Annotated in this window: 7 protein-coding genes; 2 read left to right on the top strand and 5 right to left on the bottom strand. The window is 43.9% G+C overall.

The genetic code is table 11. From position 1 onward, the window contains the following. Window position 1: 1 nt before the first annotated feature. The 5 genes from FN831_RS03270 to FN831_RS03250 form a co-directional block, all read right to left on the bottom strand. Window positions 2-3,226 (bottom strand): SusC/RagA family TonB-linked outer membrane protein, encoded by a 3,225-nt coding sequence (locus FN831_RS03270; protein ID WP_246101322.1) that lies wholly within the window; start codon window positions 3,224-3,226, stop codon window positions 2-4. Window positions 3,227-3,574: 348 nt separating this feature from the next. Further along, a complete protein-coding gene (locus FN831_RS03265; RefSeq protein WP_142526790.1) occupies window positions 3,575-4,705 on the bottom strand; it encodes a FecR family protein in 1,131 nt (376 codons plus the stop codon). Window positions 4,706-4,870: 165 nt separating this feature from the next. Further along, window positions 4,871-5,440, bottom strand: a complete 570-nt coding sequence (locus FN831_RS03260) for an RNA polymerase sigma factor (protein ID WP_142526789.1) — start codon at window positions 5,438-5,440, stop codon at window positions 4,871-4,873. A gap of 254 nt (window positions 5,441-5,694) precedes the next feature. Then, the gene (locus FN831_RS03255; protein WP_142526788.1) at window positions 5,695-6,360 is read right to left on the bottom strand and encodes a DUF6266 family protein; all 666 of its coding nucleotides are present in this window, start codon (window positions 6,358-6,360) and stop codon (window positions 5,695-5,697) included. 27 nt (window positions 6,361-6,387) lie between these two features. Then, window positions 6,388-7,020, bottom strand: a complete 633-nt coding sequence (locus FN831_RS03250; protein ID WP_142526787.1) for a DUF6266 family protein — start codon at window positions 7,018-7,020, stop codon at window positions 6,388-6,390. Window positions 7,021-7,604: 584 nt separating this feature from the next. Between FN831_RS03250 and FN831_RS03245 the strand changes: the two genes are divergently transcribed. Continuing rightward, window positions 7,605-9,212 (top strand): DUF6377 domain-containing protein, encoded by a 1,608-nt coding sequence (locus tag FN831_RS03245; RefSeq protein WP_142526786.1) that lies wholly within the window; start codon window positions 7,605-7,607, stop codon window positions 9,210-9,212. Window positions 9,213-9,358: 146 nt separating this feature from the next. Continuing rightward, entirely contained in the window at window positions 9,359-12,364 is a 3,006-nt protein-coding gene (locus tag FN831_RS03240) for a SusC/RagA family TonB-linked outer membrane protein (RefSeq protein ID WP_142526785.1), read from the top strand. Window positions 12,365-12,367 lie beyond the last annotated feature (3 nt).

Here is a 12,367-nt window from a genome sequence, read left to right as displayed (position 1 = left end):
ATTATAAAGTTGTTTTTATTCCCGCTACCATCATTCTCAGCGTTGGCAATTGGGTGGTTAGGGTTTCCGGGTCCAGCCCTTTATATTTGGTAAAAGTGGCTAGGTTTTGCCCGTGGATGTAAAATTGCAGCGCAGACATTTTTAACTTTTTAACAATAGCCGCAGGGAAATTATATGCCAGGGATACATTTTTTAAACGAATATAGGAGGCGTCCTCCACTGCAGCGTCAGAGCCCTGATAGTAATTAAATGCCCTGGATGCAGCTGATCCGGATGTAGCAGAATATTTAAAAGGGACATCAAGATAAGATACAGGTATATTGTAACTCATGCCGGGATAGGCAGCAAAGTTCTGATCTCCCCGCGTTGCCGTTCTTTTCACAAACTGGAACAAAAAATTCAGCTGGAATCCCCTATAGGTAAAAGTGTTATCCAGCCCTCCATAAAATTTAGGATCATTGCTGCCGTCAATGATAAAATCTCCCTTGCCATTGGCAGCTATGCCAGCCGTAATTACCCCATCTCCATTTACGTCCTGTGCAGTAGCTATACCGTCTGCAATTCCGGTAGAATGATATACTGTACGCAGATTTAATGGTTGCCCAACTACATAGGTGCCTGCATAGTTCGATGCCAGCAGATCGGGGAAGGACAGTAATTTGTTTTTGGGCGCGGTAAAGTTGAACGAGGTGTTCCAGCCGAATTTCTTATTTTTGACATTGACGGTAGACAGCTCAAGCTCAATACCCTGATTTTGTACCACAGCCCCATCCGGAAGATTTCCTGCATAACTACCAAATCCAGTTTGTATAGGAAGTGGTATGGTTGCCAATAAACTGCTGGTGCGGTTACGGTAAAAATCGGCTGAGAAAAAGATTCTGTCGTGCATAAACCCTAAATCAAGTGCAGCATCCAGTTTGGTGGTCTGCTCCCATTTCAGGTAAGAATTTTGTATACGTGAGGGCGACAGACTTGAGGTCGGGCCATAAGTATTTCCTGCAAAGTAGGTGCTCAGATAAGAATAATCCTGCAGCGATTTGTCATTTCCTACAGAGCCATAACTTGCTTTAAACTTACCAAAGCTTAGCCATGGCAGGTGTGCTGTAACAAAATTCTCTTTGGAAAAAATCCAGGCAACGGCACCGCTTCCAAAATTGCCAAAGGGGTTACCGGAACCAAAACGGGAGGAACCGTCACGGCGGATATTACCGCTGAATAGATATTTGCCATCCCATTCATATTCTATGCGGGCAAATCCTGAATCATACTTGTAATCTGATGAGTTTGAAGATTTTGCCAGTATATTTAGGGCAGATAAACTCGTTGCCAGCTGTATATTGGTAAAGGTTCCTAAGATAAAGTACGGCTGAACGTATTGTGTTTCCTGCCAGGTACCGCCTAAAAGTGCAGTAAATTTCCCCTTTCCCCAGGTATGCGTATAATTGATCTGCGGCTCTGCAATATAAGTTTTAATGTAATTATTGCTCATTGTAGTTTGGGGCGAAGAATTATTTGCCGGGTTACTTGCAGAGGCAGGCGTAATCGTACTTGCAAAAACGTTGTCATAATTATATCCTGCATTGACCTTTAGATCGAGTCCGGGCATGACCATATAATGCATCATTATATTTGATACGAGGTTAGTTGATTTCAGATTATAATTGGCATTAAATGCCGCAAGGGGATTGGTATATCCCGGACCAAAATATAAGCTGCCATTACTATTGTACAAGGGATAATTTGAGGGCAAGCCGTAATTAGTAATGAAGAGAGAATAGTTGGGAATTGTATTATTGTCCACATTATAACTTACGGAAGTAGAAACACCAAATTTATTGTTATGGCTATGATGCTGGGCGCTGAGATGAAACTGCGCGGCGTTATCAGCTGTACTTGCATCAAGCACCGTAGACTCATGCCTCAGGTTACCGCCAAAGAGGAATTGAGTGTACTGATCCCCGCCCGAAAGATTTACTGTGGCTTTGGTTTGATACTGGGTGTTGCCAATCAGCAGGTTCGGAAAGTTAGTGCCGGCATGCTGGTCCCACAGGATGAGGTCTGGTGCATTGGCAGCGGTAGGGATGACATTGTCATTTGCAAACGCCTGGCGCCTGATCGCTAAAAACTGTTCTGTACCCAGCATCTTTAACTGATTGGTGACTTCCCCGAAGCCAGTGCTGAAATCAATATCCACTTTTGTATCACCGGCTTTTCCTTTTTTAGTGGTAATCAGAACCACGCCGTTGGCCCCTCTTGAGCCGTATATTGCGGTAGCATCAGCATCTTTCAAGACATCGATACTCTGGATTTGTGTAGGATCCAGGGTATTCAAAGGGCTAAATGCAGTGGTGCCAAATCCGCCGATGGTCTGTTCTACGGGTGTACTGCCAAATGGAACACCATCGATAATATACAGGGGAGCAGTAGAATTATTTGTAGTTCCGGTTAAACTGTTCTGGCCCCGGATGAGCACATTTACCGGTGCTCCGGCATAACCTGCAGATTGCGTAATAAACATTCCGGGCACGCGGCCTTCCATCCCTATAATGGGATTGGAAACAGGCTGCTGATCCAGCTCCGCGCCTGTTACCTGACTAACTGAGCCGGTACTCAGGCGCTTTGTTGTGGTCCCGTAGCCGATTACCAGAATCTCATCAAGTTTGGCATTGCTTATCTCCAGCGTGATTGTTCCCATATCCGGCTGAACATTCAGCTCCTTGGTCAGATACCCCACACAACTGATCACCGCTACGGCATGATCGTTTACACGTCCCATGAAAAATAAACCCTCTCCATCTGTATTGGTAGCCTGCGTTCTGTCTTTCAATACGATTGTAGCACCATGTATCGGCACTCCATGCTCGTCAATCACTTTACCACGGACTGTAATCGGTATAGAGAGCAAAGTGAAAATATGATCGATCAATCCTGCGGGCTTTTCTTTGATCACTATCGTACGATCGATAATGGTATAAGTAAAAGGTTTACCTCTCAATACCTCAGTCAAAGCCAGGTCGATACTTGCATCTTGAAGGTCAATATGCGAGGAACCCGCCTGCTGAATAAGGGTGTTGTTGAAGAATAAAGCATAACCACTCTGTTTTTTAATACTTTGGAGTGCCTGTTTGACTGATATTTCGTTGCCTTTCAAAGATATTTTCTGAGCAAATGTTCCTGCCGAAACCTGGAGAAAAGCGATGGTGGTTATCAAAATTGTGAATTTCATCGCTAAAATGAATTGAGCTGCGGGGTGCCTCCTTTTTACATAAGTTTCCCTGCAAAAGTTTAAATGCATACTTTTGTGATGTTTGGGTGAGTGAATAGATTCTGTCGCGGAATTTTAAGGTGACCCGAATATTGACCGGGAGTGTTAGAGCACTTCCGGTTATTTTTTGGTCCCTGTTTTTAAGTAATTTTCAGTATTACATAGGCACTGATTTAAGGGTGAACACTATCATTTTATCAGGATTAATTGTGAATTTATTAAGGATTGATGATCAGTTTTTATAGGGTTTGATGATGATTTATTCAGATTTGAGGATGAGTTTCATTCAGGTTTGATGATCAGTTTTATTCAGGGAATAACGATCAGTTTTCTTCCTTCCATCTTCAGATGAATACCGCCCTGTTCCAGGATTTGCAATACATTGGCAAGCGCCATATTTCGCCGCAGTTCTCCTGCAAACTTATACTTGCTGGGTTTCCCTTCATAGACCACTTCGATATCATACCATCTGGCCAGCTGACGCATGAGCGTCTTTACATCTGTATTATCAAAATAGAATAATCCTTTTTTCCACGCAGTCACTTCTTCAGGATCGGCCATTTTAACCTTTTTCAAAACATCTTCAGTATTCATCACCTGCTCGCCCGGTTCAATAACTAACTGTAGCCGACTGGAACTGACCTCGACAGATCCCTCCAGCAGGGTGGTTTTAACACTGGGCTCATCGTCATAACTGTTGATATTAAAATGCGTTCCCAGGACTTTTACTTCCTGTTGTTTCGACTTAACTACAAAGGGATGGGATTTATCTTTAGCCACTTCAAAGTAAGCTTCACCTTTAAGTGTGACCACCCGCTCAGCGCCCTGGAAAGCCTGCGGAAAACTAAGCTCTGAGGTTGCGTTTAACCATACATGGGTGCCATCTGCAAGAAGTACGTTCCACTGTCCGCCTTTTGGAGTACTGATCGTGTTGTAGGCCAGTTCTGTATGTGCAGGATTTGTATCGGCCGGACGGGTATGATTTACCTGATAAGTGACCTGTCCGGAACCGTTTTTTGATATGGTTATATTTCCGGTATTAAGAATGTTGCCACTACCTCCGGAGCTTAAGTTGATTTTCCTTCCGTTTGCGAGTGTCAGTACTGCGTTGTTGCCACCCGGGATGATATCTTTCTGAACAACCAGCAATTGCTGATCATTGTCCTTGTTGATATAAAATAATCCATTGGCAATCAGAACCAGCACAGCTGCAGCAGCGGCAAAGCGTTGCCAGATCGGCATACTGGGTACAGCCCGCTGTTCCTTCCTAAGTGCCATCAATATCTTCTGCTCTATTTTGGGATAATCGGGCATCTCAGGCAAATCCTTCAAATTCAGCGCAGTCTGATCATACCAGTTTTCCAGCAAAGCTTCTTCATCAGAACTGGCAGTTCCGTGGATATATTTCTTTATTAAATCTTCTGCCTTATCCGTTTTCATTAGTATATATTTTTGATCGGTGATGAAGCCACAATTAAATTACCATTTTCAAACAGTAAATTATGAAAACCTCATTGCCTGTTATAATATCATATATTAACAAGTCGGCTAACCCGGCCGGTACTACCAGATGAAACTAAAAAAAATATTACTTTGTCCGGTAAATTAGAAGAAAAGCGTAAAAATGACTGTTCCGAGTTTGGATCTGAGGATTTTTAGAGCATTATTAATCTGATTTTTCACAGTATTCTCTGATATTCCAAGCTCATCAGCAATTTCACGATAGGAAAGATGCGACCTACGGCTCAATTCAAAAACTTCGCGCATCTTTGATGGCAAAGCAGCGATTTCTTTTGCAATAATTGCCTCCATCTGCTTTTCTCGCACTCTGTAGTCAGCGCTATACTCATTTTTTTCAATAAAATCAGCCAGAGATAAGATATATTCACTCTTGATCTTTTGATGTGAAATATAATCAAAGATCTTGTACCTCATCATTGAGTACAAATATGCGGGCAGTGAATGGGTAATATTTACCTGTGCTCCCTTTGTCCAAAAAATAGAAAAAACATCCTGCACCAGATCCTGTGCATCCTCATCGTCATTCAGCATCTTACGCGCATGCCCAAACAGAACTGCCCAGTACCGAAAATAAATTTCCTCGTAGGCCTTTCGATCTCCATTTTTAAAAAGTAAGATCAACTCTGAATCAGAAAGCGATTTGGGTGCGTGCATCCTGTTATTTTAGCACACGAATGTAAGTAAATTAGTATTAATTTAACATTGAGCACAAACTCTCGTTGTGAAATCTGGTGGCCTGAAGAAATCATCAGCTAAGTAAAGTAATGGCACAGCGTTGCAGCCCTGATTTTGAATAGGTTTGTCTGCCATAGCAATTCGCTGCCTTTCATCCGGATGACTTCATGTGATCCGGCTGGACAATGAAAATGTGCCTGGCTACAAAAATAATAGCCAGACACATTGAGGTGTTATTCGTTTGTTGTTAATAAGCCCAGATATTCGCTTTTGGATGCGCGCTTACCATCCTGAGAAACAAAAAACATATAAACGTGTACAGCATGTCCCTTCATCTGCTCCGCTATCTTAATCTTTCCTTTTAGGTCACTTCGCTCTGCCACATCATCTACCACATAACGCCCAAAATGACCAGGCCTGATATTCTCGTCGAAGCACACAATCGTCAGCCGATCTGTTGGCTGCGTGATATCAGATGTAGAATTGCTGGTCACCCAGGAGATGTCTACCGACCATTCTGCAGCTGGCTGAGCCACCGGGCGAAAACCTCCATCGATGATTCCCCTTCCTCTGCTGATCAGCAGTTTTGTACAATCAAACCGATAATCTGGATATTCGCCAGTGATTGCGTGATTGAAGTGATACTGGACAGCTTCGTTCATGGCTGTTTTTTTGGGATTACGCGAAGCCCAGCCGATAGCGATCTGTTCTGAAAGGTATTTCAGCAATTTAGCGACTGTTCCAAACTTTTTCCGATGATCCTGCTGATCGTCTGATGCCGGCTTGTCAGATTTTCTGGGCCGGCTTCTTCCGGTTAAAATACCCCTCCAGCTGACCACGACTAACGCTCCTATCTTTCCTTTGAATTGGCCTACCTGGCCTGACTTAATTGTTGACATAAGGTTTTAAATTAAATGAATAATGATTTAAAATTGTACCTGACCGAGGTAAACACTGTTTGAAATACTTTTGCGGTCGGCCGCCTCAAAAGCAATGTAAACTTCAAGGGTTACAGGCTGATGATAGGCCGTAATTTCCAGAAAATCCCTGCCCGTTTTTCTGTTTGCCCCAGACAGCTCAAAAAATGCACTTTCTTTCTCCGGACAGTAGGCCAAAAGCATGGCATGATCATTTCTCTTCATTCCCTTAGCCATCAGGCCGGCATCCCAGCGAAATTCCAATCCCCCTTCCACTACCTTGACTGTAGCTTCTGGATTTACCGTCATGGCTCCCTGACTGAAAAGTGCTTTTTCATAAACAAATCTCACAGAATTAGGAGATGTAATCTCAATTGCATTCATCCTGTTATACCCTACGGCCATATTGTAACCGATGGTAAATTTTTTCTTGCCCTGCAGCTCAAAACCATTCTTTATAAATTGCTTTACCGGACGCATAAAAACACTGGTCTTGCCGAACCCGGACTGGTTGCCAAGCTCATGATCTTTATAGGGCTTTTCCCTTTTACCAATGGTCCGTTGTATGACCTGACCGTTTACTTCGTAGGTAACAGTGTTACCCTTTTTTCCTTTAAAAATTCCACCTTTTCTGATAGACATAATCATAATTTTAAGTGTTAATACTAAACTATTCCCTCTGTTAAACAGCAGGTTATGCAAAGATAAACATGGAAGTTGTAAAAATAAAACCTGACAGGCCAAATGACGTCAATTGACGTTAAATGACGTTAAAACTGCTATTTTTCGGTCATAATGAGTATCTTTGTCTCAACCCGGGTACTGATTTATACCATCTGCGGTATCGGTAGGTAACCAACATATCCCTCGTCTATTTTCTTTATATTTTTAGTAAGGTAACTGCCAGCGAATGGCAAGCTTTTGAAGCGGTATTAACAGGCTGAATCATATGTTTTGAGCGCGTCAACAGCCTGTCAATAGCGTATGAACAGCGTGTGAATACTAAACGGGAATATTACCAGAATTAAGGAAAGACTTGCTTTGTACACAATCTGTTATGGTGCAATCACGAACAGGGCTAGAAGGAGGATGGTTTGGGTAAACCCGGAATCTTGAGTACAAAGATCCTGATACTTTCTTAAAAATACCAATATCCAGTAATATTTCTTTTGCCTTAAGATCTTTGAAAATACTGATTAGATTTGGATTATTCTAACCAGATACTTATGTATAAAACTATACTTTATACCCTGATTGCCCTGACCTTCCCCCTCCCGGTATTTTCTCAAAATAAAGCCGACAGCCTCCTTACAGTACTTAGAGCAGAGATCGCCGGAAAAAACAGGTACGATACAGGGATGGACAAACAGATCTCGCTGCTTAGGAAAACATATCAAAAAGCTACAACCCGGGGGCTGAATGACCAGTACAGGTCCTCACTGGCACTGTTTGAAGCCTTCAAGGATTATCGCTTCGACTCCGCATATCATTATGTACGGGAGCTTATTGTGCTGAGCAAAAAACTGAAAGACAATAAAAAACTTGCTGAAAACCGCCTGAGGCTCGGCACCACGATGATCACGGCGGGCATGTTCAAAGAAACGTTTGATTGCCTTAGAGAAACAAACCCAGGCTTACTGGACAGTGGCGCAAAAAAATCTTACTACATCTTATATTCCTGGGCATATTCAGACCTCGCGAAATACAATGGTGATCAAATCAACGCCCCGGAAGATCTTCGGTGGAAATACCTTTACCTGGACTCTGCGATTGCGCTGTGTCAACCCGGAACATTCGAACGCCGTATCCTCGAGGCGCAGCGGAAACCAGGGACCGGCCCAAGTCCAGTTGTTTACTTCCGTGCCCTGATGGCCAGCAAACTATCTGTTCATGAAGAAGCGATGGTTGCAACAGGACTCAGCAACTATAGCCATGGCGATGAGAAAGTACGCCTGCTGGCCATCGCGGCAATAAACGATGTGCGCAGCTCTACATACCGGGCATTGGCGCTGCTGAACCTGGGCATAGCTTTACATGCGCAGGGAAAAATAACAGAAGCTTATTTTTTTCTTCAGCAGGCCCTGAGTCAGGCGAATAAATTTGGCAGTACCCTGCAGATATACAAGGTTACACATATGCTCAGCACAGTTGCAGCCGCAAGGGATCGTCTCGAAGATGAAGAACGACAGCGCTTTCTGATCGGCCTTGCATGCATGATAGCTTTTGCAGTAATTGCCAGTTTGATTGGCTTTATCGTTTTTGTTCAGCTAAGAAAAGTAAAAGCTGCTGAAAAAATAATCAGGGAAACCAACCGTAGACTGGAGGAAAAAAACAGGAAGCTATGGGAAGAAGGAAGGATTAAGGAAGAATATATTGGTTATTTTTTTAGTGAGCTCTCCCGTTATATCATCAAACTGGACAAGCTGAAAAGGAATGCGGAACGCAGGGCAAAGTCGGGGAACATGGATGAATTGGTCCGCGTATTGGAGCAGATAGATATAAGTTCTGAAAGAGCTGAATTCTTTGCAACTTTCGACAGGATTTTTCTAAAGTTATTTCCCGATTTTATTCATGTCTTCAACGCTATGTTCAGGGAAGAAGACCAGATTGAACCCAAGTCTGCCGGACTCTTGACCGCTCAGTTAAGGATATTTGCGCTGATGCGATTAGGGATTCATAAGAATGAAATGATTGGCGCAATTCTACAATACACCGTAAATACGGTTTACACCTACCGTTTCCGGGCAAAATCTAAGGCGCTTGTACCGGCAGGCGACTTTGAGCAACGCATTATGGGCATACAGGTGGCGGCTGATCAGGATCCAAACACTTAGATTTTCAGTCCTCTTCAAATTTATAACAAACTGTAATTCAAATTATTGAAATTATTTTTTCTTAGATTTTTTCTTGTACAGGATCAGGCATCTTGTAACTGAGGCATGAACCGCCTTACTTGCATCGTCAAACCAAATATTCCCTTATGTACAGAAAACTTTTACTTCATCTGGGCGCCATCGCGTTTTTTATGATACTCCCTTTTGCCGTGTTCAGCCAGAGCCGGACAATCACAGGGACAGTAACAGGATCTGCCGACCGGTCACCGATTGCCGGCGCGAGCATTACCATTAATGGCTCGCCGGGCGGTGTTGTAACTGATGCCGGCGGGCGGTACCGCATCACAGTTCCAGCAACTGCAAAGCAACTTACCTTTACTTTTTTAGGTTTTAGTCCCCGTACAATTGATCTCCCGGCAGGAAATGAACTGAATGTAACCCTGTCCCAGGCAGACAATGAGCTCAACGAAGTAGTTGTAGTCAGCGTTGGCTACGGATCGCTGGACAGGCGCGAGGTTTCCAGTGCGATCACGCATATTTCCGGAAAAGACCTGCTCCCTGTATCAGCAAACAATCCCCTGATGTCGCTTCAGGGTAAGGTAGCAGGCTTAAGTATCACCAATACAGCCAATGGCGACCCAAATTCCAGTCCAAGTTTGCAACTTCGGGGCGTTTCATCCCGCAATGCAGGTTTAGGGCCATTGTACGTGGTCAATGGCGTTCCCGGTGGTAATATCGACAACATCAATCAAAACGATATCGAAAGTATCGATGTCCTCAAAGGTGGTGCCGCATCGGCCATCTACGGTACCCGCGGCAGCAATGGTGTGATTATCATTACAACGAAAAAAGGCACTTCGCAATCGCGGATGTTCTACGACGGTTATGCGAGCTTTGATTATGTAACGAACCGCCTGGAGAACTTGTCTGCCCAGGATTTCTTAACAAACCGGGTGCAGAACAACAAAGGACAGGACTATGGGGCCAGGACGGACTGGATGGATGCTGTTACCAATTCACCGGCCTTCAGCCAGAAACATACCCTGCAGCTGTCCGGCGGATCTGCAAAAACCAACTACTTTGCTTCTGCCGACTATCGTAATGCCGAAGGTATTGACCTTCGTGCGCATAAAAAAGAGTATGGGGCCAGGATCAGCATCAACCATACTACGGATGACGGTATCTTCACCGGAACATTAACTGTAGCCCCGCGCTATATGAATACCAGTAATGCCGATCAGGGCAATTTCAATAATGCACTCACCTTAAACCCTACTTACCCTATTTACGACAATCAGGGCAAATACAATTATATCAACACAGGCTTTTTCTCCAACAATCCGGTAGAAAACGGCAAACTGATCAAATCTGGAGGGGATATTAAGGAAATGGACATTAATGCTTCGCTGAAAGCTAATATCCTGAAAAACCTGAGTTCCACCGTGACCATTTCAGAAATCAGCAGGTCGGCCCGGGGCATGGATTTCAGTCCCTCAACATTGTCTACCATCGTACATGCCAATAAAACTACGCAAACCAACTTTGCCAAACAGAATCAGGAAGAAAACGACCAGAAGAATATTGAGTGGACAGGCAATTACAGTCTGGATGTAAATAAGCACCATTTCAAACTACTCGGCGGCTATTCATTTTCTGCATACAATTACAAGCAGTTCAGCGCCCAGAATTATGATTTCCCCTTTGACACCTACCTCTGGAACAACCTGGGTTCGGGACTTTATAACGGCGGAGCTGCCGGTCAGGGACAATCTGCAGTGGGCTCTACTCAAAACAGTTCGAGGCTGATCGCATTTTTTGGCAGATTAAACTATGATTTCAATAATCGCTACATCGTTACAGCAAGCTTGCGGCACGAGGGCTCTTCCAAGTTTGGCATCAACGATAAATGGGGCGATTTCCCGGCAGTATCTGCTGCCTGGCGCATCTCTGAAGAAGCTTTTATGAAAGAAAACCTGCCATGGATCAGCGAGCTGAAGCTGAGGGCAGACTATGGGGTAACCGGTAATCAGGACTTCGACAATTACAGATCCTTACTGCTCTACGGTGGCGCCGGCTATTTTCCTTTTAACGGTGTACAGTACCAGGTGTACGGCCCTGCATCGAACATCAACCCGGACCTCAGCTGGGAAAAATCGGCAAACTTTAACGCCGGAGTTGATTTTGCGCTGTTTAACAACAGGCTGAATGGTTCCGTTGATTACTATATCCGTACCAACAAAGACCTGCTTGGCGATTACAACGTACCCCTGCCACCAAATCCGCAGTCGCAAACTTTCACCAATGTCGGTACCATGAGGAATTCTGGTGTTGAGCTAACCCTGAATGGTACAGTCATCAAAAATAAAGACTTCAGTTATAATGCAGCTGTTGCCTTTTCATTTAATGAGAACAAATTTATATCCTTCTCCAATTCCCTGTTTCAGGGCGCAATATTTCAGGATGTCGGATCACTGCCCGGCCCAGGTTCGCCCGGAACCATACAGCGTATACAGGAAGGGCATCGGATCGGTGAATTTTACACCCTCAGGTCTGCAGGTGTAGACGAAACCGGTGCACTGCTGGTATATCGCAAAGACGGGAGCGTTGTTCCTGCTAATCAGGCCTCCAATGACGACAAACAGTTTGTAGGTAATGGATTGCCCAGGGTAATTGCGTCCATGAACCATAGTTTTCAGTACAAACACTTCGACCTGAATATCTTTCTTCGCGGCGCTTTTGGTTTCAAAATCTTTAACACACCGGCATTTTATCTGGGCACACCATCGGTTCAAGCAGATGCTAACGTATTAAAATCAGCATTTGACAGTAAAAGCAAATATTCAAAGCTAACGAATAGTGCTACTACTTCTATTGCTTCCGATTATTTCCTGGAATCGGGCTCGTTTCTCAAAATAGACAATATATCGCTGGGCTATACGCAGGCATTAAAAACCAGGTATTTAAAGTCGGTAAGGATTTATACTGCAGGACGTAACCTGCATACTTTCACCAAGTATACGGGCGGGGATCCCGACCAGATACAGGTTAATGGTTTAAGGCCGGGCTTACGTACCAATAGAGACGGGAACGGAACGCTTGATTATTATCCTTCTACACTGCAATTGATTTTTGGTCTGCAGGCAACATTTTAACAT

This window comes from Pedobacter westerhofensis (assembly GCF_900182595.1).
In the GTDB taxonomy this organism is placed as follows: domain Bacteria; phylum Bacteroidota; class Bacteroidia; order Sphingobacteriales; family Sphingobacteriaceae; genus Pedobacter; species Pedobacter westerhofensis.
Note: the sequence above shows the minus strand (reverse complement) of the source record. Positions and strands in the feature narration are given on the sequence as shown.

Bases quoted from the DNA above. Each gene is read 5' to 3' on its own strand.
- FN831_RS03270 (WP_246101322.1), bottom strand. From the start codon at position 3,226: ATGAAATTCACAATTTTGATAACCACCATCGCTTTTCTCCAGGTTTCG.
- FN831_RS03265 (WP_142526790.1), bottom strand. From the start codon at position 4,705: ATGAAAACGGATAAGGCAGAAGATTTAATAAAGAAATATATCCACGGA.
- FN831_RS03260 (WP_142526789.1), bottom strand. From the start codon at position 5,440: ATGCACGCACCCAAATCGCTTTCTGATTCAGAGTTGATCTTACTTTTT.
- FN831_RS03255 (WP_142526788.1), bottom strand. From the start codon at position 6,360: ATGTCAACAATTAAGTCAGGCCAGGTAGGCCAATTCAAAGGAAAGATA.
- FN831_RS03250 (WP_142526787.1), bottom strand. From the start codon at position 7,020: ATGTCTATCAGAAAAGGTGGAATTTTTAAAGGAAAAAAGGGTAACACT.
- FN831_RS03245 (WP_142526786.1), top strand. From the start codon at position 7,605: ATGTATAAAACTATACTTTATACCCTGATTGCCCTGACCTTCCCCCTC.
- FN831_RS03240 (WP_142526785.1), top strand. From the start codon at position 9,359: ATGTACAGAAAACTTTTACTTCATCTGGGCGCCATCGCGTTTTTTATG.